Genomic DNA, 18153 nt, shown 5'->3' on the forward strand with positions numbered 1-18153 from the left:
ACCCGGTACTAGACCTGTTTGCGGCCGCCGAGGTGTGCCGGTCCCTGGCCGCCACCACTTTCCGCCCCGACGACAGCCCGAGCGTGGAGGTCGGCGGCGACCCCCGATGGGGCGACCCGCACACTGACCCGGAGAAGGTGATGCCGCCGCGGCGCGTGGAGGTCTCCGCGCTGGTGGCGCTGGACCGCCACGTCCTGCGGTGGATGAGCGAGGCGTTCCTCGCCGCGGCCCGTCGCATGGTCGGCTCCGGATCCGATGACGCCGACGACCACCTGATCGCGGCGGCGCGGTCCGTCCTCGACCACGGCGGCCGCCGCCCCGAGCACCAGGTCGGCATCGCCGTCCACGGCGGCGCGGCCCCGCCGGACGAGGATGTGGCCGCACGGATCTGGCCGACCGGTTCCGCGGTCCGGCCGGTGGCGATGGCGACGGCGCACTGCCGCCCTTTTGACCGGGCCGTCGGGCACGCGCGTATCACACGGCCGCGGACGGAGCCGACGGCAACGGCAGGACCGCGACGAAGGGCTCGGGGTGGGCAGTGCGGCCGACGGGGCGTGGGCGGAGCTGAACCCGCGTCAGCGAATCTACCTGAGCGCTCTTTTCGACGCCGACCAGGCGGCCGAGGAGGTGAACCGCCGCGACAGCGCGCGGGGCGTGCGCACTCCCCCGGCGCGGGTGTGGCGGCGTATCGACTTCAACTCCCCGTATTCCCCAGTGGTGAGTCGGCTGCGGGGTGCCGGGGTGTATGACTCGGGTGCCGGGGCGACGTTGGCGGCGCTGCGCGCGCGGGGGTTGATCGAGACCGAGACCGTAGCGGGCCTGCTCGCCGACCCGGTCTACGTGTGGCTAACCCGGGCCGGGCGAGCCGCTGCCCGCGTCGGACACGCGATTCCCGCGCCGCCGCGCAAGCCGCGCTGGGCGGTGTCGCAGTGGCTGTGGCGGGAGATGACCAAGGTCGCCCGCGCCGGCGACGTCGGCCTGCCCGAGGAGGACCTGTTCGGCGACGCTCACCTGTACCTCTGCGCCGGCTGGGCGGGACGACGCGGCAACCGCCCCTACCTGCGCTCGGTGACCCGGCACGTGCCGGTCACCCTGCACGACCACTGGAGCAACCGGACGTGGTCCAGCTCCCGGGCGTACACCTGGTACCACTTCACCGACGAGGGCCGGGCCCACTACACCGACCACGCCGCCGCGTACCGGCAGCTGTATCCCGCCATCGACGCCCCCGAACTCGGCGACTCTGCAACCGGGTTGGATGACAGCACGTCTGTCGGCTCGAACGCCCCCGACGCGGCCGGCGAGGCCGGGGGGGCGGGTGCCCGACCGCCTGAGTGAACGGCACCCGCCCCAAGGACGGACCCAGGCCCTCCGCGACGCGCACAACGACGCCGCGAACCGGGAGCGCGCCGACGAGGAGCCGCCGGTGTTGTACCCGGTCGTGACCAGCGCGTGTGACCACGGATGTGACGGCCGCCCGCACCCCGGCCACGTCTGCGCGACCTGGTCGCCGTCCTGGCAGGCAAGCCTGGAGCAGGTTCCGCGAGTTCCCCGCGGCTGCTTGTTGTGTGGCGGTGTCCTTCTGGCCTGTGGCCTGGGTGTGACTCGTTCGGGTGAAGCGTCTAGGAAGCGCTGAAGAGGTTTCACGATTCCTGATTGCCTGAATGTGAATCCCGACGGATCGGGTCGCAGGGTGAGCTGGGGGCGTGCATGGGCTTGGCCGCGGTACGCGCCCTGCGTCCGGAGCTGCGGCCACCCGCGGCGACCCTCTCCACTCGGCCACGTTGTTCAACATGACCACGAGCACGGCCGTTCGTTATGCCGATGGAGTCCGGTCCCACGCGACGGACTGAGCGTCGATGTCGTCGAGAACCTTCGTGGCGAGTGTCAGGGAAGCCGCGCACTGTCGTTCCGCAGCGCCATACTCCATGACATGTCGACCGTTCCCGCTCCGGAGGTGTATGCCTGGTTTGAGGCGGACCGCCCCCCGCACCACTACACGTTGATGTTCACTCGTGGACTCGCACCTGCCGAGGTCCTCCGGCGTCTTGCCGCCCCCAAGTCCGTGACCGGGGCCAGGCCCGATGCTTTGCCGGACGACGCGGACCGGGTAGGCGTCTACGACCTGGGAGGGTGGGCCCTGGCCATGGAGGGGCACGGGTTCGAGGCGTTCGTCGACACGGCGGTCAAGCGCCTGTCGATCGGCACCGAGGTCGTCATGCTTACCTACAACGTGATGGGCCACTGCCGCTTCCGGCACGTCGTTGACGGCAAGACGTGGACAGACTTCGACGCGGTTGACCCTAGCGACCGTTTCGGACTCCACCCCGACCGCCTCGTCGACGATATGCGCCGTGCAGGCCTTGATCCGGATCACGACTTCGACAACGTCGACGACGACGAACCGCTGCACTGGCGCTCCCAGACGATGGCCTTGGCCGAGTCGATTACCGGAATCCGCCTCGCTCCGGGGATCTTCGACACCGCCCCCGCGCTTTCTGCGACCCTCCGCTTTGCCATCGGCGAATAGGTGCCGCGCAGTCGACTCCTTGTCGGCGTACACATGTGCGTCCCCAGCCAAGTGAACGCGGCCAGCGTTCGATGCGTGAGTTCCGGCGCTCTGGTCAGTCTGAGCGTGCACGGGTCGCCCACCACGCGTGGTGCTCGGCCAAGTCGTGTGCGACGGGGTCCCTCCAACGGGTAAGGGCTTCGATCAGCTTCGCGTAGAGGTCGCGAGCGGCGGCCGGGTCGCCAGCTTCGCCCACCCATCGGGCGGCCTCGATATAGGCGTCCACCGTGTTGCCGTGCCGCGGGCCGTGGACGCGGGCCATGTCCGGGAGGAGTTCCGCGTACAGGTCTCGGGCGGCGGCCGGGTCGCCGGCCATTCCCGTCCAGTAGGCGTGCTTGATGCGCCAGTAGAGCGCTGGCCCCCTCAGGGGCTCGAGGACGTCGGCGGGTGTGGCGCGTTCCTGCAGCAACCGGGCGTGCTGCTCGACCAGGATTGACAGCAGGTCGCGGGCGGTCGCGGGGTCTCCGGCCTCGCCGGTCCAGTGCGCGTGTTCGCCACGGGCACCGAGTACCTCGGGATCTTCGGGTCCACAAGCGCGTGCCGTGTCCGCAGACCACACGGCCGCCAGGTCACGGGCCCCCGCCGCATCACCGGCCGCCCCTGTCCACCAGGCCAGGCTGCCCCACGCTTCCAAGGTCTCGGGGGCGTCCGGCCCGTGGGAACGCGTCAACTCTTCGACGGAGGCACGGCTCCCCTCTCGATGCACCGCCGCGCGTTCCCGACGCGCAGCGTCATACCTCGCCCAGCCTGCCCCAGGTGCAGACGACCGGATGTCCACCAACGCGCCCAGCCCCATCTCGTCGTGTCGGTGACACCACGACGGCGCACCACCCCGCGTTGCGCAGTGTCTTCGGTCGGAACAGCGAACTCAACCGAAAATGCCGCCCCCGGGAACGCAGGTCGTACGTCGACACCCCTTGCAGACCCACGGCCGGACCGTCGTGCAACCCGCATGCCCCCCTCGCGTTCGTCAGACCGGGCGTGCAGAAGACCTGAACTCGCGGGAATCCCGCACCGGGTGGGAAACTTGCCGGGCCGCGCACGTGCCCCGGCACCGCGCGGCCTGGATCCGCGACCACTACGTGCAACCGCACACCCACCACCGGTTCGACGACGCGTGGTTCCTGGCCCTTCTGTACGCGATGCTCCTCGACGAGGACCCGCGGTGCACCCCGACCCCGAGCAACACCGAGCGCCTCACGCCCGCGTTGCAGCGCGTCGGGCTCGCTCCGGACGGCGTGCCGCGCCCGAAGCTGACGCCGTGGCAGGCGACCTGCTGGCCGAGGAAGAGTTTGCGCCGAACCTCCCGTTCCCCGAAGCGCTGACGGATTCGCTGGCTGCGGCACCCGTGATGTACGGCTAACGCGGCGAAGCCGCGGCGGTGACCCTACGCGTCAGCGCCGTCCCTTCACTCCACCGCGAGTTCTTGAACAACCACTGCCGGCTCCTCGAAGCACCCACGGGTCCCCGCACAGCACACGGCCCGCCGTGAATACGAGAGCCGACTCCGCGCCGGTTGACGCAGACCACCGGTAGGGCCCATGTGCTGCAATGCGGCATCGAGGACGCCGTCACTCGCGCACCCGAAGCCCGGCCCGACCACGGTCTGCTCCCCGAACTCGCAGTCAAACTGCTCGTCGCCACCGCACCCCAATGCCTCGACCCGCGCGACGTCACCAGGAGCGACAAGGCGCCCGACGCCCCGAAGGAACGCGGCTACGCCGAACACCACGACCGCACTCACCGGCACGGATCCTCACGACCACCGACACCGGCCGCGCACACGTGCCCGAACACCGCGGCGTCTACGCAGTTCCACCTCGACGTCCTCATTCCAGTCGGTGTGGATCTGGGGGCGGGGGAGCGCGGCGACGGACTGGAGGTCCGCGTGGCGCTCGGCGACGTTCACCGCCAGCGGCTGCTGCTCGTTGGGCGCTGCCTGCGGTCGAGCCTCAAGCATGAGGCTGATCTCCAGTCGGTGCTTGGCCTGGCGGCGGTGTCACTACTGATCCGGCGCTTCCCCGACGAAGCCCGCGACGATCCAGTCAACCGCAGCGCGCTGCAAAGCAGGACGGCCCTGAACGGCGTGCCGGTTCGGGGACCGGATCCCCGTGCCGATGCACCGGTGTCTCGTACCCATCGTGGAGGAACACATGAATCGTCGTATTGCCCGCGGTGTCGCCGCCACAGCCGCTGCCATCAGCCTCGGGGTCGGGTTCACTGGCGAAGTCCCCGCCGCGACCTCTGACATCCAAAGGACCTACGCGGGCCCCCACATGTGCGTCGGCGTCGTCTCGTCGGCCTTCGCCGGCCTGCGCAGTGGGGCGTTCTACAGCACGACGATCGGCTACGACAGCAGTGCCTGCTACGGCGGCGTCCTCAAGCCCACCGGCTGGCTGTCGGTCGAGCAGGTGGTCTTGGCCTACAACATGGCCACGAGGCAGTGGTTTGAATGCAGCCGTCTTGGACCACGCCGCAACGAAGCTCCAGCCGAGACGGTCCGGCTGCAGAACCGGCTGCACGGCACCAGGCTCTGCGGCACGAACCGCTGGTACGCGACGTTCACCGCCGCCTACGGATGGGACGGTGCCGCCTGGCGCGGTGCCTGGCTCGGCTCCGGCAACGAATGGGTGGCCGCGTAACGCCTTCTGTCGTCCTCCTCCAGAGTGACTGCGCTTTTGAGTCGCAACCGCTCCGGCTTGGCGCCTACCAAGGCGCAGAACGCGCCGAGAAGGCCGGGCAGAGCGCTCACCCCGCGCCCGCACCTGCATCGAGCAGGCCCCCAAGGTTCTTCGAGCACCGGGCGGCGGCCGCTGGCGCGGGCCGACAGTAGGGTCGCGGCAAGTCCAAAGACCACGGGGGTGCGTTGACGGTGTGGCGTCGGTACGCGGGCATGCTGGCCGCGGTGGCAATGATGGGAGTCGGCTGCGACAGCTCCGGAGGTGACACCGCCACCGGAAGTGCGGCGAGCAACCCCGCCGCCGCGAGCGCACCCGGCAAGGACGCGGACGCGGAGCAGGTGTTCATACCCGGCGGGATCGCGGTGGCGATGTGCAGCGACGGACGCTCGAGCGACTCCGTCGCCCAACTGGTGACCACATCCGTGGCAGCTGACACCGGACGTCCGGCCACGTTCCACCGCGTGGCCCTGCCCGGCGGGACCGTCGGCTTGGAGCACCTGTGCGGCGACCTACTCGGCTCGCGGTACTCACAACCGATGATGCGCGCACTGCTCAACCGCGAGCTGACCGCTATCGCCGGCACCGCCCCCGGACCCGGTAACCAAGGCGCGCAGGCCACCGCGTACGACCTGCGCACCGGCGCCTCGTACACCGCAGCCGACCCTGACGCGTTCGGGTCCGTCGCCCGCGACAGCCTCGTGCAGTTCCAGCCCGGCACCGACATCCTGTGGAGCCGCACCGCCGACGGCCGCATCACCTCCCGCGACGTCACCGCGCCGCCCGCCGCGCAGGTCGACCAGGGCGCCGCGCCTGCCCGCGCGTTCGTCCTGCATGGGAACACCGCGTGGCTGACGCCCGCTGTCAACGGCAGCCCCGTTCCCGCCGCCGTCAACCCGTCCGGCACCGCAGCGGTCGCCTCCGACACCTTCAGTGGGTCCGGCGTCTACCTGTGGCGCGCCGGCGAGGACTACCAGACCCGCAATCTCCGCATCGGCGGCATGTTCCGGGCTGTGCCCGGCAGCCAGACCGTCCCGGGAGACTGCCGGATCCGCTTCTGGCGCGACGACACTCGGTTCGTCTGCGAGAACCAGCACGGCATGCTCCAGGTGACCCTGGCCGCCAGCTACGACCGGGTCGACGCCGTGCAGCCCCTGCTCCCGCCGAACGAGGGCGGCAACACCGAGGCCACCTTGTCCGCGGACGGCACACGGATGGCGTTCCTGGCGTACCGTGCAGGCGACTGGGCGCTGTTCACCCTCGACCTGACACACCCAGGCGCCGTCCCGGTCAAACTCAGCGACATGCCCTCCTTCCTGGGCGCCACCCCGCACATCGTCGCCTGGGAGTAGGACCAAGAACCCGGGCGCGGCACAGTGCTGTTCACTGCGACTCGCAGGCGCAGCCGGTACGCCGGTCACGTGTGCAACGGCACCGATCCCAGTTCGGTGCGGACGCGTGTCGCAGCGTCGCGACGACGCGGTGGCGCGGCGATTCTCCGCCGAACGGCCCATGCTTCGTCCAGCCACGGAGCCCCTGATTCCTGCGTTCGCCGATACGTCACCCCTAGCCTGCCGCGCAGTAAATGTCAGGAAAATCCTGACGTGATCATGGGGGGCGGGCATACGGTTCGGTCATGGCTGCGAATCCCGAACCAGCGTCCAAGGCCCCTGTTCCATCGGCACCGACTGGCCACAGCGACCGGGCCTTGGCGCGGATCGCCCTGTCGGCCGACGCCGCCGCAGTGGCGCGCCAAGCCATTCAGTTCATCGATCCCGTGCAGGATCCGCCGTCCGACCTGCAGGCGACGCTGGTGGCCCGGTCCGCGAAACTGGTTGCCGCAGCGGAAGGAGTCCACCGCGCCGCAGTGGTGCACGAACGGGCACGGGGCACCGCCTGGTCGGAGATCGGCCGCCAGCTCGGCGTCGCCCGCCAGACCGCGCAAGAGCGCTTCGGTTCCGCCGTCGAGGACTGGACTCGCCGCTTGGCGCAGGACCGCTCCCCCAGGGTGCTTGACCGGGAACGCCACCGCGCAGTCCGCGTGCGCAAGGACTTCGACGCTGTCATCGACTGGCTGGACCGCGAGCTGAGCCGTATGGACCCACGAGCTGACGCCGAGCCGCTGGTGTTCGACGAATCCGCCCTCGCCGACCGGATCGACCAGGTGGCCGCGTGGCGCGACGAGGCGGCCGCCGAAAGGGCGGACGACCATCCCGAGCATGCAGCGGGGTACCGGGAAGACGCCGCGAACCGCCGGTTGTATGCCGCGGAGCTGCGTGCCTACGCCGCGCGCCGCGCGGTCTTGGAGGCGGCCCGTCCGGTGGTGCTGCTGCCCGAGGACGAGGACCTGGCCGCGCTGCTGCGCCTGGTCGACGAACCCCTGTTGTCGGGCTTGCGGCTCGTGGACCCGGACGACGCCGAGGAGTTCGGGCAGTGGAAGGTCCCGGACACCTTCGCGCTGGAGCAGGCGTACGACGCCTTCGGCCGGATCTGGGCCGCGCTCCCAGAACCGGTACGCCGCCCCGCCGACGCCAGCTCCGACTGGCTCGCCGCACCGGACGGAGCGCGCGCCCTCGTGCCGGTGCACGCGGTGCACATCGACCCAGACGACCTCGCGGTCCTGTGGCACGCCCTCGAGGAACTGCGCTCCGCACTGGCTGGCCGGCGCGACGACCAACTCCTCGACCTCCTCGGCCAAGTCGCCGACACCGGCGAAGAAGCCCGCACCCTGGGCCCGGTCGGGCTGGTCGACGCACTCGCCCGGCTGCTCGCGATCCTCGCCCACACCCCCGACCCCGGATTGGCCAACGCCCTGCGCAGGAGGGCCGCAGGCGACACGCTGGTCCTGGGCCAAGCGCAGTACGCCGCGTACCGGCGTCTCGCCGAGACCTGGACCCTGCTGCTGCGCAGCGGGACCGAAGGGATGTTCAAGTACTGAGCGGTCCGGTTCGACGAGGGGGCGCCCATGCCGTAGGTATGGCTCAGCGTGATGCTGCTGGTGAGCGCGGCCGCGAGGCTGATCTGGGCATCGCGGCAGGACGTCCTGGCCCAACGTGCCGCGAGCAGCGACGAGATCGTCATGATGCCCGAGGGGCCGTCGGCTGCACTGACAGTGGCCCGCATTAGGGTCCCCTGCATGACGATGCACCACGATCCTCTGGCAGTCCTGGCGAGCGACCCGACCGGCCGGTCCCTCGGACTCGACCTGCCTCCGGGAACAGTCGTCGACCGAACTTTCGAGGGGCCGCGTCCGCCGTTCCTCTGGCACACCGACGACGTCGTCGGCGCCGGCATCTGGACACGTTTGGAAGCCGCCGCACAGGCGACCGGGCTGCAACCGGTCGTGTTCTGGGGAGACTGGCGCAGCGAACTCGACCACAGCCATGCGTCCGCCCCCGGCGACCACGACCCCGACGACGTCCTGGGCAGGCTCTGGGATTCCTGCATGCCCGACGCTGACGATCCTGCCGACCTGGTCCGAGCGAACGACAAGACCATCGCCCCTTTCGGCGCCAATTGGCCGGGGCTGGCTCCCGCGTCGACCGCCGATGCGGACAGTGCCGCAGCCGAATTCGTCGACGACCTGGTCGGCAGCAAGTGGTTCGTCGAACCCCGAGGCGGTCTGGTCGACGCGCGGCGCAGCGCCGACATCCTGACCGCGATCGGCTGGACCGGCTCCCTCAACCACGACAACGACGTCGCCGTGTTCGCCGCAGTCCTGCGCTCCTGGGAAGAGCGCTTCGGAACTCGACTCGTCGCCGTGTCCTTCGACCAGCTTGAAGTGGCCGTCTCTGCACCGCCCCGGTCCGCCGACGAGGCGCTCGCCGTCGCCGCGGAGCACTACGCCTTCTGCCCGGACAACATCTGGCAAGGCACCCGCAGCACTCGAACCATTCGCCACTACGCGGACACCCTCGTGGGGGCACGACGCTGGTCATTCTGGTGGGACTGACCAGCCACCCATACCGCGACAGCGGTGCCCGACTTCAAATCTCGGGCTCTGGCTCACATCGTGACAGAGGGTTGACGGCGCAACGGGGTGGGGGTGATGGGTCACGCGCCGTTGTGTGTGCCCGCGCCCGGGTCATTGTCCTGACGCTCCATCAGCACGTCGTGGCCCCGTCCTTCCAGGCTCCGGCGCGGAGTCCGCGGGCCGCGCAGGCAAAGCCGCGACGGTCGCGGGCGTGGCGGGCAGACCGAGCAGGCCCGGCGGACCGGTCACCACGGCGCGGTGTCCCGCCACGGCGACCGGCACACTCGTCCCCCGGTCCTGCGGGGCCCACACACTGTTGAGCCCGCCGCTCCGGCATGATTGGCTTTCGTCCCTGCACGAAGGTGAGTCGTACATGGCCCAATTCAGCGCGATCGTCTGCTTGCCTCCCCAGGCGCGCTCGAATGTGGATGTGGCACTGGAGTCTGCGCTCGCGCCGTACCGCATCGCGGAGGGGCCTGAAGAGACATGGATGTTGGACGACTGGTGGATCCGCGAGAGCGACCACTCGGGGCTGCCGGTGCTCGCCGGTCACGATAGTGATCCCCGACTCGTACACCGGACGACCCGTTGGGACGGCAGCCCGCTCCCTCCACCGCTACCTGGCAGATGTGGGGGCGGCCCCCGCGAACTCATCGACTTCGCAACCCCACTGGCCGAAGCCGAGCGGAACGCCGAAGCATCCTGGAGCATCCTGGCCGAACTCGCGGCAGCCCACCCTCCCGCCGAGCCATTGAGCGCCTTCGAAGCCCGCAGCCTCGCCGACCCCGACGGCTATCCGTACGCGCGGTGCCTAGCTGACTATCAGGCTCAGCCGTTCGTCAGAGCCCATGCCGAGTTGCAGGGACGATTCGCGGTACCGTTCAGCCAGTCGGCCGACCCTTTCATTTGGGTCGAGGACCCGGTGCTGCAACTTGCTGGCGGCCAGGCCGCCTATCTCAGCAAGAGCACCGTTCACATCATCGTCACCGAGGCCCTCCTCACCCTGGACGGCCGCTGGCTTGACCAGGACGGCGGCTCCGGGTACGCGGAGGCACCGCCGCCTCCGGACCCTAAGCTGAGCTGGCGTGACCTCTACGCGATAGAAGCCACGGACTACCTTTTGGGCGTACCGGGCGACACCCTCCTGATCTCCATTGGCTGCCACTGCTGACGCGGGCTCGTGGTACTCCTCGGCGCAGAGGTGGAGCGCCGTCTGGAGAGACGATCCCGCCCGTCGCCGGAGCGGGCTCGGGCATCGAAACAGTGAACCCGCCAGCGGCGGTCACGGGCGAATCCTCGAATGTTCAGCGATGCATACGAAGAACTCGTCGATCGGGCTGAGTAGTTCACCGACAGCATCGTGGTGGTCGTCCTGATCCGACCAGGGTCCTGCAAGACGGCCATCAGGAAGGGCAAGATGCTCGACCAACACCCGCAACACGAGTTCCGTCTGTGCCTTCTGCGGTGTTCGCGAACCTGGGGCCGGCCGCGGAGCTTGCGCGGAGCACGCTGTCCCGCCAACAGGCCCTGGTCCGGGACCCGTTGGAGCCCGCTGCCACCCGGGACTGCCCGCACTGCCGCCAGCCGATCACCATCGTCGCGCTGCTGGCAAGCCCTGAGGCCGCCCGCCCCAGCACTGTCGGCGGAGTCCCCGACATCGCCCCCCATCCGCCGCGTCACCTGAACCGCGGACGGCCCGCCGACCGGTCGGTCGGCGGGCCGATGGCAGGGATCTCAGCACGCCCGACTCACCCGGGGTTCGGTGCCACCGCGATCCTGGTGCGCGGCCCCGGTGAAACCCTGTCGGGCAGGCGCGATATAGATCGTTCGCATGACAGAGCAGACACCACACCCGACCCCTGCCGCCGTCCGCGACCTGGCCGCAGCCTTTCGGGAGGCTTGGCGCGAACCTCTGCTGGGCTGGCCCGCGGTCTTGGCATGGGAGACGAAGCACGCGGTGGTGTTGCCAGACCCCTACCGAACCTTCGTCGCGACCGTTGCGAACGGCTTGTCACTCGGTCCGCCCGAGTACGGACTGCTTGCGCTGGGCTGGCTTCCTCACGCAGTCCTAGCGGAGGTAGAGCCTTGCTTGTCGCAGGGTGCTGGCGCACGGGCTTCCCCCCTGGTCACGCCCACTCTCGCGGTTTCGGACATGAAACCAAGCAGAATGGGTCGACCACATTTAGAAACGTCTCTACGGAGCCATCGACGACGCCGTACTTGTAGACATTGTCGATCCACAGTATCCCCGCGCCCACGCCGTTGAGAGTGTTGAGTCTGCCGGGCCCCCTTAGGACGGGCCCCGAGGCCGCCCCGCCGCCCTTTGTGGGAGGTTTCGCGCGCGGATTCTCCGGACCATTGAACTGGGAGGCCCAGCTTCCGCTGTCGAATGATCCGTCAGGCACGATGATGCGAACGCGCGGGTCTCCACCCAGGTGCGCATGCAACTCTCGGGCTTGGTTGAGATCCGCCGACACGAATACGACAGCGTGCGCCTGATGTTTTGAGTTCTCAGGAAGCTTGCCGGTTACCGTTTGAGCCGAGTGTGTGACCGATGTGCCAGGCTTCGTGGTCGTTGCGTCCATCGACAAGACGTTTACAATTTTCCCATTTCGCCATTCCACCAGTATGAAGTCCGACGTGGTCCCTGTTATTACGCGGTTCCCGTTCGCATCTCGGACGTAGCCCTTGGGCACGAGTGGCTTGGCGTCTTCCTGATAGAAGAGCTGATAGCCATTTCCTGCATTCAGGGACCTTCCTGAATTTTTTAGTTCCTCTTGCAGGTAGGCGAAGGCCGCACGGGAATGATCATTGTCGCCATCCGTGGCGATTTTGTGGGGAACGCCGTTGCCGTCGTAGATCACGCTCTTGGGCCCCGCTGGCGTATCTACGGTGCCGGGCGTATTGCGCATGCCCATGCTGATCTGCTTGTTGTTGCTCTGATCGATTGCCCTGGATGCAACTTCGTTGATTGAATCAACGATGGAATCGAACCACGACCGGCCGGTGGGATCACTTAGCGACACCGGATTGTTGTTGGCATATCCGTAGCCCTGCATTTGCAGTGGATCGGTGATGTCGATAATCGGGTCGACGCTAATGAAGCGCCCCAGGCCGGGATCATATTCACGGGCGCCCAGGTGCGTCAGGCCAGTGCTAGTGTCCGTTTTCCCGCCCACGAATCCGCGAGTCCCCGGCCATACATTCGGGACTTGGCCGCGCTGCTGCCCGAAAGGCATGGACTTCCGGCGTAGTACGGGCATTCCAGCGGAGGCGCCGACGGCGGTCGTCGCGGTCCCGTGATGATCGGTGATAAGGAAGGTAAGCGTCCCTTGCGGTCCGCTGGTACGGACGGCGGTCGGCGCCCCAGGGTGGCCGTAGTAGCGCTCTGCCGTTATCGTCCCATCACTCCAGGCGATTACTTCAGTGTGTCCCAGAGAAAGCGTGCTGACGGTTCCAGCAGAGCTCGCGGTTCGGCCGATTAGGCGGTTTCCATCCGCGTCGTATATGTACTCGGTGTTGTCCGAATCTTCACTGACACGCTCCAGGCGGCCTTCGGTGTCCCACAGGAGCTGCTGTTCACGCCCGTTTATGGTGCGACTACGTGTGTTGCCGGCGGCATCGTACGTGTAGCTTCCGGTGCTCGGCGTCTGCCCACTGGAGGCCACCGAACTCACCTGGTGTTTGTTCCCGCTCGGTGCTGGCGGATAGGTGTAAGTGCGCAGTGAGTCCGCAGCCGTGTCGCCGTTCGGTGCGTGACTCTTCTCGGTGAGACGATTGCCCAACGCATCGAAGGTGTACGAGGTCCAATACGCGTCCGGGCCGCCGACGCTCCCGCTGGGCCCGGTCGTCGGGCCGGTTGAGCACTGGTTCGTCGAGGTCCACGCCTCGGTCATGCGACGCAGTGTGTCGAAGGCAAAGCACTGGAAGTCTTCGACGATTCCCCCGTTAGGACCGGGAGTTCGCTCGTTGATCGAGGTGAGGTTGTCTGCTTTGTCGTACCGATATCGTGTTTCTCCGACGAGGTACGGCCCGGCTTCCCGATGCGTTGTCGAGCTCAGGATTTGGCCGGTGTGCTCGTCGTAGGTGGCGGTCGTCCACAGCCGCGTCGGGGCGGCACCCGACTGGGTTCGCAGTACCTCTCCATAGGGACTGTAGATGACGTCTGACGTGTACCACGAGTGCCCAGAGGTGGAGATCGGAAGGCCGTCCGAGCTGTAGCGGGTGACGACGCGCTCTGTCGGGAGACCGCCAGCGCTCGGCAGCGAAACCTCGGCGACCTTCCCGGTCAGGGTGTAAGTCTGAGTGGTGGTGTACGTCCCCTTGAGAGCGCCCGCGCTGTCGGGGATCGTCACAGCGGTGCCAAGCGGTCGGTACTCGCGGTCGTAACCGGTGACTGCGTTGACGTATTGGTCGGCGCCGTCATAGCGCACGGACTTCGCCAGTTGGCCGATCCCGCCAGGGGCCGTGTCATAGAACCATTCGGCGAGTTTGGGACCGTACCGGTCGCTCGCGCGCAACGTGGTCTTACGCCCAACGGCGTCGTAAGTGGTGGCTAGCGTGTTGCCTCGAGCGTCGGTTGAACCAATCAGACGTCCGCCGTTGTCGTAAGAGAACGTCGTGATGCCCTTATCCGGGTCCTCGGACTCGACCATGAGTCCTCGGGCATCGAACTTCCACTTCCAAATATTGCCTGCAGGGTCGGTCGCTCTGATGCGATCGCCCCGAATGTCGTATGCGTAGGTGGTGCTGGAGTATGTCGTCCGGGCGGCGTTCGTGAATTGATCGATGCGTGTGGTCCGGCCGTGAACGTCCGTCCAAGTCCGCGAAGCCGTTCCTCCGGGCGGCGGGATCACCGTCGTCTGATCTCCGCCGTAACGCTTTTCTGTGACCCGGCTGGGCGACTGCGCTCCTCCGTACCAAAGCTCGGCTCTTGTCACCCGGCCGAGGCCGTCGTACGTCGACTCGATCCACGTCCGGATCTCTGTGCTGCTTATGGGGATATACAGGGCGGTGCCCGGCTCGCCTGCGGCCAGGTACGCGGTGTTGTTTCTCCGCACACCCCCGCTGCCGTTGTAGAGGTTGTCAGTGATCAGCCGTCCTGGGCCGACTGCCTCCGTCTGGGTCTGTCGGGGTCGTAGCAGTCCGTCGTACAGCGTCGTGGTGACCCCGTAGGTTCCGTCGTCACGCAGTGTCTCAGTCTTAACAGACGTAGCGCGGTCGGCGGAAACCACGTACGTGTGACGCACGTTCGCTGCGGCACCGGCCTGGTGTTGAGAGGCCTTCCATACAGCGGTTTGTCGTCCAAGAGGATCATAGGCCGTTCTTACGATCAGGCCGTTGGCATCAGCAGTCGATACGACCTGCCCGCGCCCGGGCTCCATCGTTGAACTGGACTCATGAAGGAGCGGGTTGGTGACTGTCACCAGAGTTGCGCTGCTACTGTCCGCCGGGGTGTAGGTGGTCTTGGTGACACCGCCGCTGGCGTCGGTCAGGCGTTTGATGCGTCCGTAGATGTCGTATTCCGTGGCGGCGGTTTGAACGTGCGTGCTGCCGGCGCCGTCGATCATTCTGGTCGATGACACCTGTCCCTTCAGCGGCGATGCACGCAGGTCGTCGTGCCCGTCGTAGAAGGTCTGTACGTCGCTCACCACGCGTTCGGGGCCTGCCGTGGCAGCGTCCGCGCACGAACCTGTTGTTGTTCGGACCTGCGCAACCGCGCCGATGATGTTGGCGCTGGTGCTGTTCACATACGTGCTGACAGTGCACTGTTCGTCGCCCGCGAAGTCGGGGTTGTTGGGATTCGCGGGGTCTATGAGGCCGCGGTCTTCGACTTGGTGAGGTCGACCGGATGCTGAGTCGAAGCTGAGCGTCACAGACTCGGTCGTGCGTGTTGGACCACCGGGAACAATGCGCTGTTGCAGTGGGTCGCTGATCGACTCAGTTTTTCGGATGGATGCCAAACCGAGCCGATAGGCCGTGAGTGCCGGTAGGTCGATTCGGGCGCGGCTGACCGTTTCCTGAGCGCGGGGAATGGAGACCTCACGCACGGCAACCACAGGTGCGGCCGCGTTCTCCAAGTAGGTGATGACCTCAACCGCCGTGCCCTGGTACGGCAGTAGGTCGTCGGCGACGAAGGCCCCTGTGGAATCGTTTACCTGGACGGACCGAGTTGCATTGTTCCCAGAAGGGTCCTTGGGCAGCGGGTCGCCGTGCATGCCTCGGAAATAGCGAGTCTCTTTGCGTCCTGCCGCGGTGCGCAGATTGCTATCGGTTTCTCCGGTGATGGTTCGTACGTGGGCGTAGCCGCGCCATTCGCTCCATGTGCGGTGCCCAGGCTTGGCGAACTCGCTGTCGTCCTTGGCCCATGCCGCTCCGCCCAAGTACTCGTAGCGGGTGAGCACGCGAGGGGCCCCCGTGACGAAGTCTTCCTCAGAGACTTGGGTGACGACGTACTTGTTGAACCACTCGATCTTGGTCGGATCATCTTGGCCGTCCGGTGCCCAATAGACGGGAAAGCAGCGCGTGGTGTTGTTCTCCGGGGCGGGTTTGGTGACACCAGGGACGCAGGCAGAGTCAGGCTCGGAGTAGGTGACGACGATGCCGCCGCCGGTCTCAGTGAAGATCTTCGCGACGCGCAGCCGGAGGAACGGCGGACGGTTGTCTTCCGGTCCGGTCTGACGGTTGGGCATCGCGGCCGCGTTCGCGTGGAAGGTGACCGGGGGCAGCGATGCGAGGGCACCGTCGGGTGCGTGCCCGGTGCGCTGAAGCGAGTCGAGCCATGCCGGCGGGTTGGTGTCGTACTGGGCGTCGAGGAAGTTGTGCTTGAGCTCGAACGAGTCAACAGGGCGGTAGGTGTTCGCACCGGGGGCGGTGGCGACCTGAGTGGTGATGGTGGTCAGCCACTTGCGCGTCCAGAACGTCGGCCCGCTGACCATGCACTTGCCGGTCTCCTTGCACATGGAGTCGACCGGGACGTCAGGCCAGTGCAGGCCGTCTTCGCTGTGCTTGGTGAACTTGGCATCCGAGCAGTCGAACTCTGGTGTGCGCAGGCAGCGTTCGTCGACCGTGAAGGAGACCTTCGCGGCGGCGGGCTTGGTGTACACCGCGTCGTTACGCAGGCCGTACTCGATGCGGTCTAGCCAACCGCCGCGCACGTACGGCTTGGGCTGGTCGGTCTTGCCGGCCTTGGCGTACCAGTTCTTCTCCTGCTTCCAGTACATGGCCATGGCATTGCCGCGGGTGTCCTCGACGTAGTCGAGGTTCCAGCGCCACGCCTGGTCACACGCTGAGTTCTCGTAGATCGCCTGGTGACAGGGCTCGTCGGCTTGATTGCCGAACACAGGGACTGTCCAGGCGGATTCCGTGGTCGGGTTCCCAGGCACCCAGCCAGGCAGCCGATTGAGACCGAAGTGGTATCTGGTGCCGTCCGGGGTGGTGACGAGCCAGTACTCGTTGTTGTCGTCCCCGTTGGTTGTATCGAACTTCTGCTCGACGCGGGTGCCATCGTCACGCTGCGGCTTCCAGACACCGGAGGCGTCGTCCTTGACCAGGGGCACGGTAGATCCGTTGAGTGACATGACGGCGTTCTCGCTGCCCCAGCAAAGGTCACCCGTCTTCTTGGTGGTGTTACTTCCTGTTTTGTCGTCCACGCAACTGCGGTAAGTGCGCTCTATGAAGCCGGGATGATAGTCCCAGCCGTCGCCCACCCAAGATGCCTGGTTGTTGGTCGTCGATGTGCGTCCGTCCACCGACTGCGACGAGTAGCTCAGAGACACCGAGGGTTTAAGGCCAGCAGTCGGCGGTGTGGTGATCGGGTACGACCAGGCGAACCCGCCGGACGAGCCGCCAGCGGTCCACTTACCGGACGGCTGCAGCGAGGTGGCCTTGTAGTTGCCGGCTTCGCCGGATTCACCACCCACAGCAGCCAAGACCATGGCACCCCCCGTTGAGGCCGTGGCCGAGGTGACTGCTTCGCTATCTGCCTGAGCAGTCGCCACTGGCGAATCGGGTGCTGCTACAGAGGCGGTGACCTCGTTGGTGGTGCCGTTGTTGGCAGAGGGGACCTCCACCGCTTCCGAACAACCCGCCACCTCGGGTGTTGTCAGAAAGCACTCGGGAAGCCGCACGAAGCGCAAGCGGGATCCCCAGCCAGCGCCGTAGAGCTGTTCGAAAGTTTCGTACTTGAGCTTGAGATCGACGGGCGTCGCGTCGGGCGACGGCTCCAGCTTCATGATGACGCCGTCGATGCCAGCGGCCTCGGTCTCCGCGCGAGTGGGCACGGTGACGGTCCATGTCCCGGATGCCGTTGTGGTCTCCGCCGTCGTGGTGACACTCGCCTGGACTCCGGACGGCGTTGCCGTCTGGGCTGGGCCGACCCACAGGGGCAGCGAAGCGACCTGCTGCATGTCGGTCGACGACGTCTCCACGGTGGTCGCCGAGTTCGGAGCTACACCCTGTGTGCCGCCTGCGTTGAGGACGATATGGTCCGTTCCGCCATCGATTGGGGTGATACGCGTGGGAGCGTATTCCTCTTGAGTCCCGGGAGCGACCGGCATCTGGAAGGTGGCCGTACTGTCAGCCCCCGGAACGGTTATGTCCTTTTGCAGTTCGGGTAGCTCGACTTCGGTGCGGGCCGGGTTGCTCCGGCCTGCGAACGCCTCAGCGGGAACAAGCGTCACCGTGAGCAACGCCGCGGTCGAGACCGCGATCAGTCGCAGTGGACGCCTGACTTCACGCACGCCGCCGTCGGCGAAACGGCGAAATCCGCGCCAGCGCACCGCAAACCCAAGACCGAACACGTGGAATAGCCCCCAAAGACCCCGGGCACAGCGAATGCCCCCCAGCCCACACGAGTGGCGCTGATCTTGGCCGATAAGTCGATTCCCTGGCAATGATCAGATTGAGATCTTGGTGGACCGCACGCGAGATCC

General features: G+C 67.2%; 12 protein-coding genes. 9 read left to right on the forward strand and 3 right to left on the reverse strand.

Features of this window, described 5'->3' with window-relative positions; all coding sequences use genetic code 11:
- Positions 1-8: 8 nt before the first annotated feature.
- Positions 9-347, reverse strand: a complete 339-nt coding sequence (locus tag AB0C36_RS15665; RefSeq protein ID WP_358354147.1) for a hypothetical protein — start codon at positions 345-347, stop codon at positions 9-11.
- 184 nt (positions 348-531) lie between these two features.
- On the opposite strand from AB0C36_RS15665, the gene AB0C36_RS15670 reads away from it, so the two are divergent.
- Positions 532-1338 carry a hypothetical protein gene (locus AB0C36_RS15670; RefSeq protein ID WP_358354149.1) on the forward strand — a complete coding sequence of 269 codons (807 nt, stop codon included), beginning with the start codon at positions 532-534 and terminating at the stop codon, positions 1336-1338.
- 595 nt (positions 1339-1933) lie between these two features.
- Positions 1934-2530, forward strand: coding sequence for a DUF6461 domain-containing protein (locus tag AB0C36_RS15675; RefSeq protein ID WP_358354051.1), 597 nt, complete (start codon positions 1934-1936; stop codon positions 2528-2530).
- A 94-nt stretch (positions 2531-2624) separates the two neighbouring features.
- Here the strand turns inward: AB0C36_RS15675 and AB0C36_RS15680 are convergent, their stop codons facing one another.
- Positions 2625-3239 carry a tetratricopeptide repeat protein gene (locus AB0C36_RS15680; RefSeq protein WP_358354054.1) on the reverse strand — a complete coding sequence of 205 codons (615 nt, stop codon included), beginning with the start codon at positions 3237-3239 and terminating at the stop codon, positions 2625-2627.
- 373 nt (positions 3240-3612) lie between these two features.
- Here AB0C36_RS15680 and AB0C36_RS15685 point away from each other — a divergent pair, with 373 nt between their 5' ends.
- The 7 genes from AB0C36_RS15685 (at position 3613) to AB0C36_RS15715 (ending at position 10391) form a co-directional block, all read left to right on the forward strand.
- Positions 3613-3894 (forward strand): hypothetical protein, encoded by a 282-nt coding sequence (locus AB0C36_RS15685; protein WP_358354055.1) that lies wholly within the window; start codon positions 3613-3615, stop codon positions 3892-3894.
- A gap of 191 nt (positions 3895-4085) precedes the next feature.
- The gene (locus tag AB0C36_RS15690; protein WP_358354058.1) at positions 4086-4817 is read left to right on the forward strand and encodes a hypothetical protein; all 732 of its coding nucleotides are present in this window, start codon (positions 4086-4088) and stop codon (positions 4815-4817) included.
- A gap of 28 nt (positions 4818-4845) precedes the next feature.
- Positions 4846-5211 carry a hypothetical protein gene (locus AB0C36_RS15695; protein WP_358354060.1) on the forward strand — a complete coding sequence of 122 codons (366 nt, stop codon included), beginning with the start codon at positions 4846-4848 and terminating at the stop codon, positions 5209-5211.
- A 263-nt stretch (positions 5212-5474) separates the two neighbouring features.
- Entirely contained in the window at positions 5475-6599 is a 1125-nt protein-coding gene (locus AB0C36_RS15700) for a TolB-like translocation protein (RefSeq protein WP_358354062.1), read from the forward strand.
- Between the two features lie 284 nt (positions 6600-6883).
- Positions 6884-8185, forward strand: a complete 1302-nt coding sequence (locus tag AB0C36_RS15705) for a hypothetical protein (protein WP_358354064.1) — start codon at positions 6884-6886, stop codon at positions 8183-8185.
- Between the two features lie 198 nt (positions 8186-8383).
- Positions 8384-9199, forward strand: a complete 816-nt coding sequence (locus AB0C36_RS15710; protein WP_358354067.1) for a DUF4253 domain-containing protein — start codon at positions 8384-8386, stop codon at positions 9197-9199.
- A 394-nt stretch (positions 9200-9593) separates the two neighbouring features.
- Positions 9594-10391 carry a hypothetical protein gene (locus AB0C36_RS15715; protein ID WP_358354069.1) on the forward strand — a complete coding sequence of 266 codons (798 nt, stop codon included), beginning with the start codon at positions 9594-9596 and terminating at the stop codon, positions 10389-10391.
- 955 nt (positions 10392-11346) lie between these two features.
- On the opposite strand, the gene AB0C36_RS15720 is transcribed toward AB0C36_RS15715, so the two are convergent.
- Complete coding sequence (locus AB0C36_RS15720; protein WP_358354071.1) at positions 11347-18021, reverse strand: RHS repeat domain-containing protein; 6675 nt, start codon at positions 18019-18021, stop codon at positions 11347-11349.
- Between the last annotated feature and the right edge of the window lie 132 nt (positions 18022-18153).

This window comes from Streptodolium elevatio (assembly GCF_040649515.1).
Classification (GTDB): Bacteria; Actinomycetota; Actinomycetes; order Streptomycetales; family Streptomycetaceae; genus Yinghuangia; species Yinghuangia elevatio.